At 73.8% G+C, this 21,572-nt stretch carries 5 protein-coding genes; all 5 read left to right on the plus strand.

Annotated features, from left to right (window positions below):
- Nucleotides 1-26: 26 nt before the first annotated feature.
- The 5 genes from ABTZ03_RS29695 (at nucleotide 27) to ABTZ03_RS29715 (ending at nucleotide 21,309) form a co-directional block, all read left to right on the plus strand.
- Nucleotides 27-14,513: a WXG100-like domain-containing protein gene (locus tag ABTZ03_RS29695; protein ID WP_350516189.1), complete on the plus strand. Its 14,487-nt coding sequence runs from the start codon at nucleotides 27-29 to the stop codon at nucleotides 14,511-14,513.
- A 97-nt stretch (nucleotides 14,514-14,610) separates the two neighbouring features.
- Nucleotides 14,611-15,054 carry a hypothetical protein gene (locus ABTZ03_RS29700; RefSeq protein ID WP_350516190.1) on the plus strand — a complete coding sequence of 148 codons (444 nt, stop codon included), beginning with the start codon at nucleotides 14,611-14,613 and terminating at the stop codon, nucleotides 15,052-15,054.
- Between the two features lie 176 nt (nucleotides 15,055-15,230).
- Nucleotides 15,231-16,526, plus strand: coding sequence for a hypothetical protein (locus ABTZ03_RS29705; protein WP_350516191.1), 1,296 nt, complete (start codon nucleotides 15,231-15,233; stop codon nucleotides 16,524-16,526).
- An 80-nt stretch (nucleotides 16,527-16,606) separates the two neighbouring features.
- Complete coding sequence (locus ABTZ03_RS29710; protein ID WP_350516192.1) at nucleotides 16,607-20,017, plus strand: right-handed parallel beta-helix repeat-containing protein; 3,411 nt, start codon at nucleotides 16,607-16,609, stop codon at nucleotides 20,015-20,017.
- Nucleotides 20,014-21,309, plus strand: coding sequence for a S8 family serine peptidase (locus ABTZ03_RS29715; protein WP_350516193.1), 1,296 nt, complete (start codon nucleotides 20,014-20,016; stop codon nucleotides 21,307-21,309). Before ABTZ03_RS29710 ends, ABTZ03_RS29715 begins: the two co-directional genes overlap by 4 nt.
- Nucleotides 21,310-21,572: the final 263 nt, after the last annotated feature.

Below are 21,572 nucleotides of genomic sequence, written 5' to 3' on the forward strand. Positions count from 1 at the left end.
AGCTCCGTCCCCGGAGGCCCCGCGCCGTGTCCCACTCCTCGATCAGCGTCTCCCCGGGCCTGGCGCAGTTCTTCCACATCATCAGCGGCATGCCCTGGCCGGAGTCCGACGAGGGGCTGCTGCGCGACGTCCGGGACGACTACCTCGCCCTGGCCGACGACCTGCCGAAGCTGGCCGGCTACATCCAGGACGCGGTGAAGAACTGCGACCAGCGGATCGAGGGCAAGACCGCCGACGCCTTCCGCAAGGAGTGGGGCAAGTTCGTCGGCACGGACAGCCAGCCCGGCCCCCTCGACCAGACCCATGACCTCTGCACCCAGCTGGCCGACCTGGCCAACAAGGTCGCCCTCAGCGTCGAGTACACCAAGTGGATGGCGATCGGGCAGCTCGTCCAGCTGCTCCTGGAGATCGCCATCGCCATCGCCTGGTCGGTCTTCACCGGCGGCGCCTCGCTCATCGAGCTGGAGTGGCAGAAGATCCTGACCCGGCAGTTCCTGATCCAACTGGTCAAGAAACTCGTCCAGTTGATCGTGATGCACACCTTCGGCGGCATCATCGGCGGCCTGCTGCTGGACGCGATCATCCAGGGCATCCAGTTCAAGCGCGGCGACCGCCACGAGTGGGACACCGACCTCACCAAGCAGGCCGCGATCTTCGGCGCGATCAGCGGCGCCATCGGCGGCCCGCTCAGCATCCTGGGCGAGGGCCTGGGCAAGCTGCTCGGCGCCGGGCTGAGCAAGCTGTTCATGAAGACCGTGCTCGACGACATCATCAAGGGGCTGACCGGGGGCCTGGGCAAGGAGATCGGGGAGGGCGCCGCGGGCGACGCCGCCAAGGGCGCGCTCAAGGACCTCACCAAGGGCGCCGTGGGCGACGCCGCCAAGGGCGGGCTCAAGGACCTCGGCAAGGGTGCGCTCAAGGACCTCGGCGAGGGCGCCGCGGGCGGCGGCGCCAAGGGCCTGGAGAAGGGGGCCGGCGAGGACTTCGGCCGGCTGCTCGGCAACGAGGCCGCCGAACGCTTCGCCGGCGGCCTCTCCAAGCTCCTGAAGGACAACGCCGACTACCTGGCCAAGGGCTTCAAGGCCGGACGCCGCACGGGCGCCGCGATGGGCGAGAAGTTCGCGCGCCAGCTCGGCGACCTCTTCGTGACCGAGCTCGGCGCCGAGATCGGCGAGAAGTTCGCCCGGGAGATGGGCGAGCAGATCGGCCGCCAGTTCGCCGAGCACTCGCTCAAGACGGTGGCCAAGCAGGCCAGTCGGGAAGCGCTCACCGAGGCCCTGGAGAACCTCGCCAAGAAGGACAGCAAGCTGGTCGCGCTCACCCCCGAGCTCAAGATGCTCGTCGACAAGATGCCCGAACTCGCGGGCGGCATCAACACGATGAACAAGTGGTTCCACGTCGGGCAGATGCTGGGCGGCCAGTTGGAGTCGGGCGTCAACCAGTACCTCACCGAGGGCATCTACAACACCATCTACAACGGTGAGTGGCAGGCCAACGGGATGAGCTTCGTCGGCGGCTTCATGATGTCCGGGATGCACCACATGATCATGGGCCTCGCCTCGCCGCTGACCGCCCGGTACGCGGACTTCGTCCGCAGCCTGGACAGCTCCCGGATCGAGGAGAACGGCGACTACTACAGCACCTTCCACCCGCTGAACTTCCTCGCGGTGATCAGCACCATGGGCGGCCACCCGGTGTCGTTCCCGGTGCGTCGGCCCGGGCACATCAGCGAGATCCTCGGGGAGACGGTGTCCCCCGAAGGCGTCCTCGCCAACCCCGAGGGCAAGACCGGCTTCCACGCCTCCGTCGACGGGGGATGGGACCCGAAGGCCCCCTACCGGCAGGTCAAGACCCAGTCCGAGGACGACAGCGCCGCCGCCTACAAGGCGTCGAAGACCGGGACCCCGACGAAGGGCAAGACCGAGAGCACCGGGTCCGGCGACACCGCCCCGCGCGGTTCCAAGGGCGCGAACGGCGACGGGAAGCGCGGTACCACCGCGACGTCCTCCGCGGAGGCGGACGGTCAGGGCGGCACCGGGAAGCCGAAGCCGCCGCCCAGGCCGCGCCCGGAGCACCGCACCACCGTCGTCGAGGAGGGCTCCGAACCGCCTCTGGACACGCCCTCGACCGCGACCGGTGGCGGCACGGGCGGGCACACGCAGCCGCAGTCGCACGCGCAGCCGCAGCCGCAGCCGCATGCCAACGACGGTGTCCGGAACGAGGCCGACCCGCCGCTTCGGGTCCGCACCAGCTCGGGCGGCTCCGGCGACGTCACCACACCGGCCGACCTCGGCCGCCCGGACCCGAAGCACCAGGATCCGCAGAACCTGGACCGGGACCGCCTGGATCCGAAGCACCAGGATCCGCAGAACCTGGACCGGGACCGCCCGGACCCGAAGCACCAGGATCCGCAGAACCCGCCGCCGCCCGACACCCCGCCCCCGCACACCCGCGACCCGAAGAACCCGCCCCCGCCCGACACCCCGCCCCCGCACACCCCCGACACCCCGCCCGCGTCCACCACCGCCTCCGGCCGCCCCTACCACCACGTCGAGGCCCCCGAGCACGCCGAGCGGCCCGACGCCGACGAGCGGCGCGCCACCTGGCAGGACCGGCAGCGCTCCCTCGCCGAGGACCACGACGCCCGGCTCGCCGAGGCCGAGGCACGGGAGGCGACGCGCCTGGCCGTCGAGGACCACCTCACCAAGGGCGTCGACCGCCTGCCCCGGGAGCTGCGCCCCCTCGTCACACCGGACACGCCGGTGTGGCACCGGGCCGCGGAGTCCATGCGCGAGGACATCGAGGCGCGCCCCCACGAGCGGGAGGAGATCCTCGCCGCCGCCGCGGACCGCCTGGAACTGGCGGGCGGGCGCGAACTCGCGCTCACCTTCGCCATGACCCGCTTCGACCGGCTGCTGGCCGACCGAGGCCTGGGACCCGAGCACGCCGGCGACCACACCAAGCGGGAGATCCGCCGCGAGGCCACCGAGCGCTTCCGGGCCGACGCCGAACAGGACGTCGCCCAACTGTTCACCACCCGCACCGACTTCACCCCCGAGCGCAACGCCCTGGCCGCCCGGGCGCTGGAGCGCCGGCTGCGGGAGGCCGCCGGGGACCTGGACCTGCGCCAGGCGCGTGCCGAGGCGCTCGGGCGGGTCGACCAGGTGGTGGACGACGCCTACGCCCAGTGGTCGGCGCAGAAGTTCTCCGAGCAGGACCGCGCGCTGCTGGAGGCGGCCGGCGTGCCGCAGGACGTGCGCCCGTCGGCGGAGGACCGCGACCTGGCCGCCGAGGCCCTGCGGGAGCGGATCGAGGACCTGTACGGCGACGACGACTCCGTCCGACTGTTCGAGGAGAAGGACGGGAAGGACGGGAAGGGCGACAAGGGCACGGAGGGCGAGGAGCGCGGCGAGGACGGCGAGGAGCTCGTCCCCGTCGACCCGACGAGCCTGGGCCGGGAACGGCTGGAGACGGACTTCCAGGAGGTGCTGGACCGCCACCAGCAGGAACTGGCCCACGACTTCGCCGTCCAGGCCGTCCGCGAGGCCGTACGCAAGCGCTCCGCCGAAGCCGTGGACGACGCGGCCGCGGCGTGGAAGGACACCGCCGCCGACCAGTTCGGCGCCGAGGCGCTGCGCGACCTCGGCCTGACCGACGGCCCGTCCCCGCGCGCGGTCACCGCCGCCCGCGCCGACCTCGCCCGCCGCACCGACCGCCTGGTCGCCGAGCACACCGCCGCCGACCGCGACCCCGCCCGGCTCAAGGCGGAGCTGGACCGGCTCACCTCCCCGGCCGAGGTCAACCGCCTGCTGGCCCTGCACGGCGCTCGCGAGGAGGCGCTGCGCGCCGCCGGGGACACCGCCCGCGCCGAGGTCCCGCACGACCTGGGCGGCCCGGAGGACACCGGGCGCGGCGACGACGCGGCCGCCGTCGAGATGGCCCTGGGCCGTCCGGGCGGCGGCACCGACGAGCCCGCCTCCAGCGCCGCCCGCCGGGTGCGCGAGGGCTACACCGAGCGGATCCGCGCCACCTTCGAGGAGACCTTCCGCTCCCTGCTGCGCGACCCGGACGCCGACCACCGCACCGGCCTGACCGAGCAGTTGGAGATCTGGCAGCGCAAGCGCGACCGGCTGACCAGGGGCCTGGAACAGCACGTGGCCTTCGAACGCGACGTCCTGCCCGCCCGCGAGCACGCCGCCGCCGGCTACGACCGCCTCGCCGAGGGCCGCAAGGTGCCGGAGGAGGAGGCCCGCAAGCTGAAGACCGAGTACGGCGGCGACTTCTTCGACGCCTACCGGGAGCACTGGGCACCCAAGGACCTGGACGGCGACCGCTGGCGCGGCCACGAGGCGGCCAACGAGAACGTCTTCGGCCGCCGCCCCGAGCCCGAGCCCGAACCGAAGCCCGAGCCGAAGCCGGAACCCGACAGCAAGCCCGACCCCGGGAACACCCCCGCCGGCCCGCTCACCCTCGCCGGCACCCCCCACCCCACGCACGAGGACGAGGACGGACGCTCCCGGGACAACCACGAGGAGGAGCCGGAGGACTCCTACCCGGTGGCGCAGCGCACCCCCGCCAAGGCCCCGCCGATGAACTCGGACGAATCGGACGATGACTGGGGGACGGGCAGCCAGAACGGCGACCACGAGAACCCCCCTGCGGCGCAGGTGATCCCGATCGCCCCGGAAGTCCAGGACAACCCCGAGCCCACCGACAACCCCGAGCCGGTGGTCGTTCAGGGTTCGACGCTGGACCTTCCCGTCGAGCCGTTGCCGGACGGTCCGTTCGGGGCCGCCACGTTGTGGCGCACCGATGACCGGCTTCCGGATTTCGAGATCTTTGACCACACGCTGATCTCGCGGCCCCGCTCGGGCGAATGGCCGGAGTTCGAGGACAGGCCGGACCTCCTCTTCGAGCGCGCGGTCGAGCGGATCACGGAGCGGCTGGAGCGCATCGTCGAGCGGGCCACGGAAGTCCAGGACACCGAGGCCGAGGGTCACGAAGCCGCCCGGGTGCTGGTCGACACCCACACCGCGCTGACGGACGACGGCTGGTCGCCCGCCTACATCAGCGAGTTCCTCCAGTTGCAGATGCGGCTGCGGGCCAGTGACGTGTTCTCGCGGTTCCCGGAGCAACTGTTCGAACAGCACCCGCTGCCCCAGGACGGGGGTTTCGTCCCGCGCTACCGCATGCTGACCGGCTACCGGGAGGCTCCGGCCGGCGGGATGACGGTGGCCGATGACGGCGGCTCGATGCGGGGCACCGACGGCGCCTCCGAAGCCTTCTACACGTGGCTGAGAGATGTGGCGGGCGGCGATCCGGGCCACATCCTGACCTGGGAGGATAGCCAGGGCGGTGGATCCTGGACGGGGGCCCCGCTGTTCGCGAAGCTCATGTTCGGCCACTTCCGCCCCGGGGCCGGCGAGGCGCAGCACGAGTACCTCTGGCGCAATCTCGACGAAGAGCACAACCTCGAATACCCGCAGGGCTACTTCCGCAGCATGGTGGCCCAGCACGTCTTCACCCACGAGTTCCTGAGGACGACGGAGCTGCCGAACGTCAACCGCGAGACGGGACAGGTCACCCTGTTCCGGCTGGAGGACCAGGGCTACATCAACGACGAGTTCGGTGCCGACAACCTCCACGAGGGCCAGGAGCTGCAGCTGCAGCGCGGGCCGCTCGAGTCGTTCAGTCTGCTGACGCCCTTCAAGGAACCGACCGATACGGAAGGCGTCTTCGGGCCGTACTACGTCACGCTCCAGACCGTTCCGATCCACCGGGTGTTCGGGACGAACCTGCAGAGCCGGTACGGCGACCCCACCCGTCCGATCTTCCTCGGTGAGGACGAGTTCGTGGCGATGTCGACCGGTCACGAGATCACCTTCAGCGGCACGACCGTGCCCCTCACCCCGCGTCAGCGGGCCGAGCAGCAGCCCAACGAGGCCGCCCTGGCCCCGCCCACCGTCCTGCCCCCGGTCGCCCCGGCCCACGCCGAGCCGCCCGCGTCCGCAGGCCCGCTGCTGCCCGCCTCCGCCTGGGCCGACATCCGCACGCTCGCGCCGCCCGCCCGGATGGACACCGTGCGCTTCGACCCCCGGGTGCGCGGCCAGGGCGGCCCCGGCGCCATCGCCGGCCCCGGGGTGCGCGAGCAGTACGAGAACCGGCAGCGCAGCCTCGGCGGCCTGCACGGCGCCGACACCGCGATCCGCTACGACGCGCGGCGCTTCGAGGCCCAACCGGGCCACTGGGTCACCGAGTTCACCCTGAACCTGCACCTTCAGGGGCCGGACGGCCGCCCGTTGGAGCAGGCCGCCGCCGCCCGGATGCTCGACCGGACCCGGGCGGTGGTCGCCGACCGCTTCAACGAGCGCTTCCGCCTGCCCGGCGGCGACCAGGTCCACCTGCGGGTCGAGAGCGCCCAGGACGCCGCCGGCGCCCACCAGAGCATCACGGTCCTGCCCGGCAACGGGCGCAGCGACCAGCTCCACTGGTACGACCAGAGCCCGCCCGGCGTGCTGCTGCACGAGGCGCTGCACTTCCTCGGCCTCCCGGACGAGTACGTCGAACCCGCGGCCAGGCCGGGCGACGCCTTCGCGCTGCGCCGCCGCGACCGCTGGGCGGGCGAGAACGGCGTCATGGGCAGCTCCGCCCACCGCGACGACTTCACCGTCCTGCCCCGCCACCTCCAGCGCATCGAGGACGTCCTGCACTCGGGCCCGGTCCTGCGCGACCTGCCCCACGGGCAGTACCGCTCCCACCACGACCCGACGGCGGACGCCCCGGCCCTCGGAGAGCACCCCTCCCACGACGACCCGCCGGCCCGGGAGAGTGGCGCCGGCGGCCTCCTGGCGCCATCCGCCGCACCGCCGCTCGCCGCCGATCCGGTCGCGGTGGACCTGGCCCGGCGTCACCTGGACGCCGCGGTCCAGAACCCGGCGCTGCACCAGTTCATGGGCTGGATCAAGGGCGGCGGGTACACGAGCAAGCGCGACGAAGAGGGCATGATCGCGATCCGGACCGGGGATCGGTACGAGTCCCTGCTCGGCGACGTGCAGAGGTTCCTCGACCACGCGCAGGCGCTGCACCCGGCCGAAGGGCAGCCGGCGGGGGAGTCCCTGCGGCTGTACCGGGCGGTGCGGATGGACTCCGAGGCCCGGGGCCGGGAGGGGTTCACCGAGCTGCTGCCCGCGTCCACCTCCTTCAGCCGGGAGTTCGTCCAGGACTGGATGTCGAACGGGGGCGGCGGCGACAACTACGCGCTGTTCGAGATCGACGTGCCGCTGTCCCACCCGATGCTGGCGCTGTCCTTCCCGCCGGGCCACACCAGGGCCCAGGGCGACCCGGAGCCGGTGAACGAGAAGCAGTCCGAGGTGACGCTCGGCCCGAGCCGCCTGACGGTCACCGGCCGGGACGACGAGGGAGGCTTCCACGTCATCCGGGTGGACGCCGAGCCCATGACGGTCGCCGACATCCGCACCGAGGTCGACAACTGGACCAGTCCCATGTCGATGCCGGTCGCGTTCGAGAAGTTCACCCGGTTCTACAGTGAGGGCTCGCTGCGGGCCGCCTACTCCCGCGTCCTGGAGCCCCACCACCGCATCACGGAGACGTGGTCCGCCGACGGTAGCCGGAAGACCGTCAGGATCGAGCACCCCCGCGATCCGCGCGGCCAGTTCACCGAAGTGACGATCCACCACAAAAGCGATTCCGTCTCGCTCCACTGGCGCTTCCGCGACGAAATGCTCCACGGAGAGGAACCGCACGAGGGGGATCCGCTGGACTACGGCGCCCATAACATCGGCACCGTGAGCGTGAGCCTGCGCTCCCAGAAGCTGAACGAGAACACCAGCTTCGAGTCCATCGACCTCCCCTACGACTGGTACGACCTCGACCAGGCGCCCGCGGAGGAGCAGGCGGGTCAGCCCCTGGCGGACTCGAACGCCGACGACCTCCGGCAGCCGGCCGCCGCGCCGCCGCTCCCGGAGCACGAGACGCAGGCGCCGGAAGCCGGGCCCCTGGTGCCGGCGCCGCTCCCGGACCCGCCGGTCATCGACCGCGGCGGCGACCTGCGCACGGCACTGGTCCACCACGAAACCTCCGGCGCCTACCGGCTGGACGACCCGGGCGCCGACCCGCGGGCCCGGCAGCGGATGGCCGCGGCACTGGACCGCTTCCCGGTCGACGAACGCTTCCTCACCCTGGCGATGCACACCGGCTCCGACGGCGTGCCGCGCTGGAAGGGCACCCGTCTCACCGAGGGCGAAGCCGCCGGCCTGCTCGTCTCGCTGTACGAACGAAGGGTGTGGGACGGGGTCAAGCCCGTTCAGCTGGTGGCCTGTTCGGCGGCCCGCGACGGTGCCCGGTCGTTCGCCGCGGGCGTGCTGCGGCAGTTGCGCCTGCGCCTGCCCGGCCGGGACCTGGAGGTCTACGCCCCCAAGGGCCTGGCCTGGTTCGCGCCCCCGGTCGCGGGACCGTTCCGCAGCGACCCGCACGGCCCCGGCGCCCTGGTGGTCGGCAAGCAGCTCGCCTTCGACGGTTCCGGCCGGCCCGTCCTGGTGGGGGAGGGCAACTGGGCGGGGCTGAGGGCCCCGCGGGACCCCGGCGCCCCGATCACGGTCCGTGACCTCGGTGCCCACCTGCCGGTGGACAGGACCCTCCCGCCGCGTTCGACGTCGGCGCCCGAGGGCTACACCGTGGTCCCGGGCGGAGCCCCCTCGCGCGAGCGGGAACTGGAGCCCCGGAGCGACGCGATGGCGTTCTCCGGGCGCCGCACGCGTGCCGCCGGGACCGACGACGAGGGCGCGAACCAGGACCCGGGCGAGGGCCCGAGCTCGGGAAAGCGCGTCCGGCTGAACGACCCCGCCTCGTCGGACGAGGAGATGGCGTCGGATGACGGCAGCAGCGAGCCGGAGTCCGAGTCCGAGCCCGAGCCCGAGCCGGAGTCCGAGTCCGAGCTCGGTTCCGAGGCGGAGGAGCGCGAAGAGTACGACTACTTCCTGGAGGCCGTGAAAACCCGCTCCAACCGGCTCGCGAACGCGTCGGGGGAAGCCGAACAGGGCAACGCCTCGCAGGCGGTCCACGACCGGATCCGTGCCGAGCAGGACGTGCTGACCGCGATCCTGAACGTCGGCCCGCTCCGCTCGGTGCGGGCCGCCGACGCGCTGCTGGGGCTGCTGAACCACACCACGGAGAACCGCAGGGCGTCCCTGGCGGAGCGTCGCGGCGAACTGGCCGGCCGTGCCTCCGAGCGGCCCTCCGAGGGCCAGTTCCAGCAGCTCCACGCCACGGTGATGAGCCGCTACCAGCCCGACGCCCCGGACCGCGTCGACGGCTGCGAGTTCCGGGCCCACGCGCTGTCCGAGCTCATCGACCTGGCCGCCCCGCGCACCGGCCGCCAGCACCTCGCCAAGATCTGGGCCTTCCCCGGGAGCGCCGGCGGGCGCCTCCACCAGCAGCACCGGTGGAACCACCACGTCGCCGTGGTGGTCGACACGGCGGCCGGGAGGCGGGTGATCGACCCGCTGCTCTTCCCCCACGAGACGGTCACCCTGGAGCAGTGGCGGGACGCGCTCGCCGTGCCCGGGCAGCCGGCGCCGCTGACGCACCGGGCGCCGTGGGAGTTCTTCGGCGGCCCGGACCGCGACGGCCTGCTGAGCACGGGCTCCGCCGTGCTGATCGACGACGCGACCAGGCAGCAGATCGACGCGCGCAAGCACGCGGACCTGGATCCGATCGAGGGCGCGTTCACCTTCGGGGAACCCGATGCCACCAGCACCGGCCTCACCCCGCCGACCGAGGCCCGGCCCGAGCCGGTGGCCTCCGCCGACAGGGCCGCCGACGGCAGCGCGGACGGCAACGGCAGCCTCCGCCAGCCCGCAGCCGCGCCCCCGGCCCCGGTCGACCCGGTCGCGGTGGACCTGGCCCGGCAGCATCTCGACGCCGCGGCCCAGAACTCGGATCTCCGCCAGTTCATGGGGTGGATCAAGGGCGGCGGGTTCACGAGCAAGCGTGACGAAGAGGGCATGATCGCGATCAGGACCGGGGATCGGTACGAGTCCCTGCTCGGCGACGTGCAGAGGTTCCTCGACCACGCGCAGGCGCTGCGCCCGGCCGGGGCGCATCCGACGGGGCAGTCCCTCCGCCTGTACCGGGCGGTGCGGATGGACCCCGAATCCCGGGGCCGGGAGGGGTTCACCGAGCTGCTGCCCGCGTCCACCTCCTTCAGCCGGGAGTTCGTCCAGGACTGGATGTCGAACGGGGGCGGCGGCGACAACTACGCGCTGTTCGAGATCGACGTGCCGCTGTCCCACCCCATGCTGGCGCTGTCGTTCCCGCCGGGCCACACCAGGGCCCAGGGCGACCGGGAGCCGGTGAACGAGAAGCAGTCCGAGGTGACGCTCGGCCCGAGCCGCCTGACGGTGACCGGACGGGAGGAGGCCGGGGGCTTCCACGTCATCCGGGTGGACGCCGAACCCATGACGGTCGCCGACATCCGCACCGACGTCGCGAACTGGACCAGCGGCATGTCGATGCCGGTCGCGTTCCAGAAGTTCACCCAGTTCTTCAGCGACCGCTCGCTGCGGGCCTCCTACGCCGGCGACCTCGGGCCCTTCCACCGCATCAGCGAGACGTCGTCGCCGGACGGCCTCACGAAGACCGTCAGGATCGAGCACTCCCACGAACGGTTGGCCGGACAGTTCCTGGAAGCGACGATCCGTCATGAAGGCGAGTCCGTCTCCATCCTCTGGCGCTCCAGCGAAGACACGGAGCCGCGGGAGCCGATGGTCTACGACGCCGACAGCATCGGCACCGTGAGCGGGGGCCTTCGCTCGCAGAAGCTGGCCGAGAACCCCAGCTTCGAGATGCTGGACCTCCCCTGGGACTGGTTCGACTACCGGATGCTCAAGCCGGAGGAGGTCGGACAGTCGCTGTCGGACTTCGGCGGCACCGCCGCCGGCTGGCGCATCGGCCCCAGCGACGTGCCGCAGGCCGAGCGCGACGCGCTGCGGAACTTCCCCGAACAGCCCGGGGTGTTCGTCCTGCCCGTGCACACGGACGAGGCCACCGGCCTGCCGGTCGGGCCCGCAGGCGACACGCTGACGGCCTACCAGACGGCGGGCGTCCTGTACGGCCTCCACCGCTCCGGGGCCTGGAACGGCACCGACACCGTGCAGTTCGTGGCGTGCAACCTGGGCGGCGGTCCGGCCCACGAGTTCGGCGCCGAAGTGACGGAACGGCTTGAGGAGTTGGGCCTGGGGACCCACGTCCTGGACGCGACCGGCCCGGTGTTCTTCGCCCCGCGCGGCAACGACGGCCCCGGGCACCTGGTGGTCGCCTCCGCCGTCGGCTTCACCGAGGACGGCCGCCCGGCGATGGCCGCCGGCGGCCACTGGCGGGACCACTGGGCGGTCCGGAACGACGACGGCGACATCGTCGTCCGGACCGAGGACCGCGGCGCCTACCGGGCGCCGGAAGACGGCACCTTCCACGACCACCCCGACGACCACGCCCTGGTGGAGTCGATAGCCCCGGAACACCGCAACGAGCAGGCGGTGAGCTTCCTCCTGCCGACCGAGCAGCAGACCGCCGCCGGGGTGGCGCTGTCACAGCGCCACCTGACCGCCGCCCCACCCGGCAGCGAGCTGCGCCGGTTCATGGGGCGGATCCAGAACGGGGCCTTCACCAACCTGCGCAACCCGGCCGGCCGGCTCGTCCAGCGCGAGGGCACGGTGACCTTCGACCAGACGATGGCCGACCTGCAGAGGTTCTTCGACGAAGCGGAGCCCCTCCGCCCCCCGGAGGGGCACCCGGACGCCGAGGGAACCGTGCTCCTGTACCGCGCGGTGAGGATGTCGGCGGAGACACGGCAGCAGGAGAGCTTCACGGAGATCGTGCCGGCGTCCACCACCTACGACCGGCCGTTCGCCCAGGGCTGGATGTCGGTTCCCGACCGCTACGCGCTGTTCGAGATCGAGGTGCCGCTGTCGCACCCCATGCTGGCGCTGTCGTTCCCGCGCGGGTTCGCCGAGCAGCAGGGCCGTCCGGCGGAGGTGAACACGGCCCAGTACGAGGTGACGCTCGGCCCGACCCGGCTGACGGTGACCGACCGGCAGGAGGACGGCGACTACCACGTCATCCGGGCGAGGGCCGAGTCCATGACCATCCAGGAGGTCCAGGCCACGATCGCGGGCTGGGTGAACGACACCCCCATCGAGGACGTGTTCGACCTGTTCGCCGGGTTCTACAGCGAGCAGGCGCTGCGTGCCGCCTTCCGGAGCGACCTGCGGGACGAGTTCCGCATCGCCGAGCACCTGTCCGAGGGCGGGCGGGAGAAGACGGTCGTGATCACCTCGCCCCACCCGAAGGTGACCGGCCAGCACACGACGGTGCACCTCGCCCTGGACGAGGGCGGGACCCTCCTGGTCCGGATCCAGAACAGCGACAACGAGGCCTGGGGCGAACCCCCGACGGAGGCCCGGTACACGGCCGTGAACCTCCACGAGGTGCTCCAGGACCTCCGGGACGGCACGCTGGCGACGGTCGCGCCCTTCGACACGATCAACCTCCCGTTCGACTGGTGGGGAGTCGACCCGGTGCCGGCGGCGGGCGAGGTCGGCAGGCCCCTCAGCGCGTTCGGCGGCCCCGCACACGGCTGGTGGCTCAGCAGCTCCGAGCCGTCGGAGGCGGACAGGCACGCCCTGGCGCGTTTCCCCGCGCAGGAGGGCGTCTTCACCCTGCCGGTGCACACCGACCCCGCCACCGGCAAGCCGGTGCACATCGACCCCGACACCGGCCTGCCGATCGGCGAGCTGACCGAGGACCACGTCGTCGGGGTCCTCGCCGGCCTGCACGCGGGCGACGTCTGGAACGGCACCGACCGGCTGCAGTTCGTCTCCTGCAACCTCGGGAGGGCGCCCGGGCTCGAGTACACCACCGAGGTGATGCGCCAGCTCGGCCTCGCCGACCTGGGCAGCAGCGCGCTGGTCGCGACGGGCCCGGTGTTCTTCGTGCCGCACGTGGAGGGCGGGCACGTCGTGGAGGGCCCCGGCCACCTGGTGGTCGCCTCCGAGGTCGGCTACACGGCCGACGGCCTGCCGGCCATCGTCCCCGGCGGGCACTTCCGGGAGGTCGCCCGGCCCCTGGAGGAGGGCCAGGCGAACGTGACCGCGGAACGCGGGGCGCACCTGCCCCCCGGCGGCGGCGCGGACCGTGAGCGCCCCGAGGGCTACGTCCGCGCGGACCCGGGCACCCTCGACCCCCACCGCGGGCTGGAGGGCGCGCTGGCCTTCGGGAGGAAGAGCAAGAAGCAGACCGACCCCGCTCCCCCCGTGGTCAGGGACCCCGACCCCGAGGTCAGGGCCCCCGACCCCGAGGTCCAGGGGACGCCGGCCCCCGAGACCAACACGTCCGAGGCGGTCGAGAACGCGCTGGCGGGCGGGGCGACGTCGGCCGCCGCGTCGGCGGTGACGAAGGAGAACAAGGGCAAGGGCCGGGCCGTGGACGAGGAACCCGCCGTCGTGGAAGCGGGACCGGAGCCCGACTCCGCGGAGGCGGCGAGGAAGTACCTGAACGACGCCCTCCTCGAACCGCTCTTCGCCAACACCGACTGGCTGCCGACCCATGTCGTCCTGAGCCTGGAGCTGAAGGGCAACAAGAGCTGGCACACGGACGAGTCCGTCCAGAGCGGGTTCGACGAGAAATTCGACACAAACGTTCGATCGTACGAGGCCGCCAAACGATGGGGGGAGAAGAACCACACGACTCAGCAGTACTACGACGCGGAGGTGAAGGGGCTGGCGAAGGCCTACCGGCAGATGGGGGACTGGGGCTACCCGCAGGTCGCCCACAACGCGATGAAAGCGAGCGGCGATCAGCCTGAGGGCGTGCTCACCGTGCTCTCCTCCCGCGGTACGTGCGACAGCTGCAAGCACGTCGTCGCCGAGGACTTCCGCAACGCGTTCCCGAACATCAGCGTCTACGTGGCCTACGCGAAGCACAACTCGAACTCGGGCTGGTCACAGGCAGATCGGGTGTTCAAACAGGGCGGTGCCACGTGGAAGGGCCAGATCGACTACGGCTGGAAGGAGGAGGAGATGACCAACCTCAACTCCACCAGCACGCATCTGCACACGGGCTGGGAGGTCGTCTTCAAGTACTTCCCCTCGAAGAACGGCCAGACCGACTGGGAGCGGCGGCTCGTGGACAGGGCGGCCGAGGAGAAAGCCGCGAAGCAGCGCGCGGAGGAGGAAGCACGACGGCAAGCCGAGGAAAGGGCAAGGGAGTTCGAGAACAACGCCGCGGACACCGTCAACAAGGCGCTCAAGGTGATGCCGGCCAAGAGGGTCACGGCCTTCGCCAACAGCTACAAGGGCACCTCGGAGAGCTTCATCAAGGAGCTGAACAAGCACATGAAGTCGAGCCCCATGGGGTGGAAGACCACCCCCGAGTTGGAGACCGCCCTCCTGGCCTGGTTCAAGAAGGACCCGCGGCCCGACCTCACCGGCACGGCCTGACCCCGGAACGACCACCGCGTGAACGCCGCCCGCGCCCGGAGCCGTTGACCGGGTGAGGGCGCCCCGGTGCGGGGCCACGAGACCGGGAGCACGACGCGTGGAACAGCAGCAAGGGCGGGCGGAGCCGGAGTTCCGGCTGGCGGCGGTGTTCGACCTGGTCGACCCGGTCGCCGGGCCGGGGTTCTCGCCGGACCACGAGCTGGTCCGGGACCCGGCCGAACGGGACGCGCTGGCCGGGTACTTGAACGCCGGGGCGGAGGTGCTGGTGACGCCGGCGCTGATGGACGACATCTTCGACACCTCCCGCCGGGCCACCGTCCCGATGAACTACCGCACCGACGGCGAGTGGATCTGGACCGACACCGTCGCCTACTACCTGGAGGAGTACGACCTCGCCCCCGAGCCCGGGCTGCTCGCCCACCTGCGCGAGCGCACCGGGCCGTGCCCGCAGCCGTCCCCGCAGACCCTCCAGCGGGCGGTCGACTTCGTCCTCCACCCACCGCGCCCGGCCGAGCCGGCGTGGCGCCTGGAGACCAGCTGAACCTGGCGTCACGTGCCGTCCGTCGATTGGGGGAGGGGCGGTTCCCGCCGCGGCCGGTGCGGCCGGGGCGGCCGGCCCCGTCGGGCGTCGTCGTCGTGGGCCAGGGAGTGCGGGTGGGCAGGGAACGCAGTGCGCGGGGGAGCGGGTCGTCGGGCGGGGGCATCCAACTGCCTGCCGTGGCCTGGGCGGTGCCCGAGCCGGCGGCGGAGTCCGGGGCGCCGGACGCGGGTGCGGCCGGTGCCCCGGGGCCGGCCCCGGCGGCGGTGGGTGCCGCCGGAGCGGTGCCCCCGGTCCGGGAGAGCGGTGCAACGGCGGCGGCGGGCGCGGGCACGGCCCGGCCCGGGGTGACGGCCGCGCCCGTGCCGGAGGCGGCGGGCGGGCAGGAGGGCGCTGGGCGGCGCATCCCCAAGCCGATGGTGGCCGCTGCGGTGCTGGCCGGCCTGGTGCTGGTGGGGGTGCCGCTGGGGGTGGCCGGCCTGGGCGGGGACAACCCCGGCCCGCACGGCGCCGACGGGCCGCCGCCCGCCGGGTTCTCCCAGCCGGACGGCGGCGGCAACGGGTACGTCCCCGGCGCCGACGGGCCCGGGAACCCGGCCGGTGACCAGCCGCTGCAGCCGGGTCAGCCCGGTCAGCCCGCGGATCCCGGCCAGCCGGCGCCCGGCGCCCCCAACCCCGGGGACGGCGTGGTGCCCGCCGCCGCGGCCCTCGGCGCGGCCCTGCCCGGCGACCAGGGCGGCCACGGGAACCCGGCCACCGGCCGCACCGCCGCCGACACGCCGGCCGCCCCGGGCGCGCCCGCGCCCCAGAACGGCGGCCAGAACACCGGCCAGGGCGGCGGGCAGGGCGCGGGCCAGGGCGGCGGCCAGAGCACCGGGCAGGGCGGCGGCGCGGCGCAGACCAAGCCCCAGCAGCCCGCCCAGCCCCAGCAGCCGGCCCAGCCCCCGGCCAAGTCCACCCCGCCCGCCCCGCCGCCCGCGCCCACCTACAGCGCCGTCGCCGGCCCGGGCTGCGGCGGATCGACGTCCATGCAGCAGAACGGCTGGTTCGACGACGGGCAGAAGGGCTGGCGCAAGAACTCCGGCGGCTACAGCGGCGACGGCTGCGGCGGCGGCTTCACCTCGATGCCGATGTCCGGCGCCGCCAACAAGGACGACAACAGCAACTCGGTGGTGTGGACCTTCAACACCGGCTCGCTCACCTCCGGCAGCTGTCGGCTGTCCGTCTACGTCCCCAACAGCGGTGACATCAAGGCCGTCGGCGGCGCCCCCACCTACTACACCGTGCAGGGCCGCTCCTTCGAGGTGAACCAGGTCTCCTCCCGCGGCCAGTGGGTCCCGGCGGGCACCTTCCCGCTCAGCGGCGGCCGCATCGCCGTCACGATGCACAGCCGCGGCCAGGACTGGGTCGGCGACACCGTCAAGACCTGGGCCCACCACGCCGCCTCCGCCGTCAAGGCCGACTGCACCGGCTGACCCCGGCCGGCGAGAAGCACCGGCAGCACCACCCGCACCACCAGCACCACCTGCCCACGAACGACGGAGGAGAACGCCCCATGACCCGCCATGTGCTGACGGTCGGTGCGGAGCCGCGCGACGGCGGCTACCGCACGATCGGCGCCGCCCTGGAGGCGGCCCGCAGCGGAGCGGTGATCAGCGTCCGCCCGGGCCGCTACGACGAGAACCTGGTGATCACCAAGATGGTGACCATCACCGCCGAGGAGGCCCGCGGCAGCGTGCGCATCTCCCCGCGCCGCGGCGCCGTCGTCCAGGTCGTGGCCGAGGCCGTCCAGCTCACCGGCCTGGTCCTGCACGGCCAGGACGAGGAACTGCCCACCGTCGACGTCCCGCGCGGCCAGGCCGCCCTCCAGGACTGCGAGGTCGCCGGCAACTCCTGGACCGCCCTGCTCACCCGCCAGCAGGGCTCCCTGGCGATGCGCGGCTGCCGCGTCGTCAACCCGGCCGGCGCCGGCATCGTGGAGACCTCCACCGGCACCAGCGTCATCGAGGACACCGTCATCGAACACCTCGGCAGCTCCGCCGTGGTGATCGGCGAGAAGGCCAACCCGGTGGTGCGCAACTGCGTCATGCGCGACGCCCGCGGCAACGGCGTGTGCGCCAACGGCGAGGGCCGCGGCACCATCGAGGACTGCGAGATCTCCGCCACCGACAAGCCCGCCATCGCCCTGGAGGAGCACAGCACCACCCGCGTCCTGCGCACCACCGTGCGCGACGTCGCGCTCGGCGTCTACGTCAGCTCCGCCGCCCAGGTCCTGCTGGAGGACTGCGCCCTGGACACCACCCGCGGCCACGGACTGGTCCTGGCCGGCGGCACCGACCCGCTGGTGCGCCGCTGCCGCACCACCCGCACCAAGGGCCACGGCATCCACGTCACCGGCCGCTCCCGGGGCCGCTTCGAGGAGTGCGCGGTCGCCGACGCCCACGGCACCGGCATCCTGGTCGACGAGTCCTCCAGCCCGGTCCTGACCCGCACCACCGTCACCGCCGGCGCCGGCGACGCGGTGGACCTGACCGGCGAGAGCGCCGCCGAGTTCGACCGCCTGGAGGTGCGCGGCGCCGCCGGCACCGGGGTGCTCGTGCGCGAGGGCGCCAACCCGCTGCTGCGCCGCCTGGACATCGCCGAGGTCGGCGGCCACGGCGTCGAGGTGCTGCGCGAGGGCCGCGGGCGCCTGGAGTCCTGCCTGCTGGGGGCGGGCGGGCGCGCCGCCCTGCGGATCGCCGACGGCGGCAACACCCAGGTCGGCGCCACCACCGTGCGCGGCAGCGGCACCGCCGCCGCCACGGCGGTGAACGGGGTCGAGATCGGCCCCGGCGGCCTCGTCTCGCTGCGCGACTGCGACATCGCCGACTGGAGCGGTGACGGCCTGCTCGTCGAGGAGGACGGCGAACTCACCGCCGCCCGCACCCGGATCCACGGCAACCGCCGCCACGGCGCCCTGCTCGCCGCCGGCGCCCGCGCCGCGCTGACCGGCTGCGAACTGACCGACAACGCCCGCGACGGGCTGCGCGTGGACTCCGAGGAACCGGTGCGCGTCACCGGCTGCACCGTCACCGGCAACCGCGGCTCCGGACTGCGCCAGACCAGGCCCGGCACCCGCCTCGCCGTCCAGGACCTCACCAGCCGCGACAACGCCCACGCCGACAGCCACGGCAGCGCCGAGGCCCACCCCGTGGCCGCCGCCCCCGGCACCCGCCCGGCCGGCGCCGACCCCGACCCCGGCCACCAGGGCCCCGCCGACCCGCAGCCCGCCGGCACCGAGCCGCCGCCCCCGGACCCCGAGGGCCCGCAGGCCGCCCTGCAGGCCCTCGTCGGCCTGGAGGGCGTCAAGGAGCAGGTCGCCACCCTGGTCAACCTCAACAAGCTGGCCCGGCGCCGCGAACAGGCCGGCATGCCCGCCCTCCCGATGGGCCGTCACCTGGTCTTCGCCGGCCCGCCCGGCACCGGCAAGACCACCGTCGCCCGGCTCTACGGCTCGATCCTGGCCGAGCTCGGGGTGCTGCGCAGCGGCCACCTGGTCGAGGTCGCCCGCGCCGACCTGGTCGCCTCCATCGTCGGCGGCACCGCCATCAAGACCACCGAGGTGTTCAACGAGGCCCTGGGCGGGGTGCTGTTCGTCGACGAGGCGTACACCCTGTCCGCCGGATCCGGCGGCACCGGCCCGGACTTCGGCCGCGAGGCGATCGACACCCTGGTCAAGCTGATGGAGGACCACCGCGACGACGTCGTGGTGATCGTGGCCGGCTACGAGGACGAGATGCGCGAGTTCCTCTCCTCCAACCCGGGCCTGGCCTCCCGCTTCAGCCGCACCGTGGACTTCCGCAACTACTCGGCGCAGGAACTGGTCACCATCGTGCGCCGGGCCGCCGAAGCCCACGGCTTCGACCTCGCCGAGGCCACCCTGGAGGCTCTGGACACGCACTTCACCCGCATGCCCAAGGGCGCGGACTTCGGCAACGGGCGCGCCGCCCGCAAGGTCTTCGAGGAGATGGTCGACCGCCAGGCCTCCCGGCTGGCCGCCCTCGCCGAGGTCACCGACGCCGACCTGCCGCTGCTGCTGCCCGAGGACCTCGGCGCCGCGGCCGCCGTTGGCCCCGGCACCGGCACGGGCGGCACCGGCGGCGGCAGCGAACTGCTGGCGCAGCTGCGGGAGATGGTGGGCCTGGCCGCCGCCAAGGAGCAGGTGGAGAACCTGGTCAACCTGATCACCCAGGCCCGCCGCCGCGAGGAGGCCGGCCTGCCCGCCGCCAGGATCAGCCACCACCTGGTCTTCGCCGGCCCGCCCGGCACCGGCAAGACCACCGTCGCCCGCCTCTACGGCGCCCTGCTCGCCGAACTCGGCGTGCTGCCCACCGGCCAGCTGGTCGAGACCGCCCGCGCCGACCTGGTCGGCCGCTACATCGGCCACACCGCCCAGCTCACCAAGGAGGCCTTCGAACGCGCCCGCGGCGGCGTGCTGTTCGTCGACGAGGCCTACACCCTCACCCCGCGCGGCGGCACCGCCTCCGGGGACTTCGGCCAGGAGGCGGTCGACACCCTGATGAAGCTGATGGAGGACCACCGCGACGAGGTGGTGGTGATCGTGGCCGGCTACGAGGACGAGATGCGCGGCTTCCTCGCCTCCAACCCGGGCCTGGCCTCCCGCTTCCCCCAGCAGATCGCCTTCGACCACTACAGCGCCGACGAACTCGTCACCATCGTCGCCCGCCAGGCCGAGGCCGCCGGCTACCTCTGCGCCCCCGAGACCCTCACCACGCTGGCCGCCCTGTGCGCGGCCGTCCCCCGGGACCGCAACTTCGGCAACGGCCGCTTCGCCCGCCAGACCCTGGAGTCGATGCTCACCCGCCAGGCCGGCCGGCTGGCCCGCCTGGAGGTCGGCGACGTGTCCGAACTGAGCCTGCTGCTCCCGCAGGACGTCCCCGCCCTGCTCCAGGGCAGCCCGGCGTGACGGCCCGTCTCCTCGCCCTCCTCACCGCCGTCGCCGCGGTGGCCGCCCCGATCCCGGCGGCCGCGGCCTCCGGCGACCCCTCCGCCCTGCCCGTGATCGCCCAGAACCGCTCCGCCGCCCGCCCGGGCGAGTGCCTCAAACCCTCCGACAAGGGCACCGACCGCACCCCCTGGGCCCAGACCTACCTGCACCCCGAGGCCGCCTGGCCGCTCAGCCGCGGCACCGGGGTGACCGTCGCCGTCGTCGGCTCCGGCGTCGACGGCGCCTCCGGCGTCCTGGGCGAACGCCTGGTCACCGGCCCGCGCGAGTACGGCACCGGCGACTCCACCCGCGACTGCGTCGGCCACGGCACCTTCTTCGCCGGACTGATCGCCGCCCGCCACCAGGACGGCACCGGCTTCGCCGGCATCGCCCCCGAGGCCCGCATCCTCGCCGTGGCCGTCACCGACGACGCCGGCGCCACCACCCCGGCCCTGCTCGCCAAGGGCATCCGCGACGCGGCCGACGCCGGCGCCCGGGTGATCGCCTCCGCCCTGCCCCTGCCCGCCGGCGACCCCGCCCTCGACGACGCGCTGCGCCACGCCGACGGCAAGGGCGCCCTGGTCGTCGCCCCGGCCGCCTTCGACCAGGGCAACGCCGCCGTGGCCTCCGCCCCGTCCCAGGTCCTCACCGTCGCCGCCCTCGCCCCGGGCGGCACCGCCCCGGGCGGGGGCGGGGGTACGGGCAGCGGCGGGGGCGGGGGCACGGGCAGCGGCACCAGCGGCAGCGGCGCCGCCGTCACCGCCGTCACCGCCCGGGACACCCCCGCCCCGGCGGGCACCCCGGCCGGCCCCCGGGTCGACCTGACGGCCCCGGGCGAGGCGATGATGAGCACCGGACCGGCCGGCCGGGGCTACTTCACCGGCAGCGGCCCCAGCTTCGCCACCGCCGTGGTGGCCGGCACCGCCGCCCTGCTGCTCGGCTACCACCCCGACCTCGACCCCGCCCACCTGCGCGACCGCCTCGAATCCACCGCCTACCACCCCGGCACCGCCCTGCCCGACCCCCGCCTGGGCTACGGCACCGTCGACCCCCTGGCCGCCCTCACCACCACCGCGCCCGCCGCCCCGGCCGCCGCCCTGCCGCCCGCCACGGCCCCCGCCCTCCAACCCCCGCCCGCGGACCCCGCCCCCCACCAGGCCGCGACCGTCGCCGCCGCCGTCCTCGCCACCGTCGTCCTCACCCTCGGCCTGGCCCTCCTGGTCACCACCGCCCGCCGCCACGCCTGGCGCCCCCGCGCCTGGAAGCCCTGACGGCCGAGGGCGGAGCCGTTGCGGCCCGCTGGCTGTATCGACCACGGGCGTTGTGGACGGCGGTCGATACAGCCGGGGCGTGTCCGCCGATTCCCGCCGGGTGCGAGCCGGGCGCGCGGCGTCGGGGCACGCACCCCGCCGCGTCGTCGTCGGTCGCCTTCGGCCCCGGCCTTCGGCCCCGGCCTTCGGCCCCGGCCTTCGGCCCCGGCCTTCGGCCCCGGCCTTCGGCCCCGGCCTTCGGCCCCGGCCTTCGGCCCCGGCCT

This window comes from Kitasatospora sp. NPDC096077, from assembly GCF_040303245.1.
Lineage (GTDB): Bacteria > Actinomycetota > Actinomycetes > Streptomycetales > Streptomycetaceae > Kitasatospora.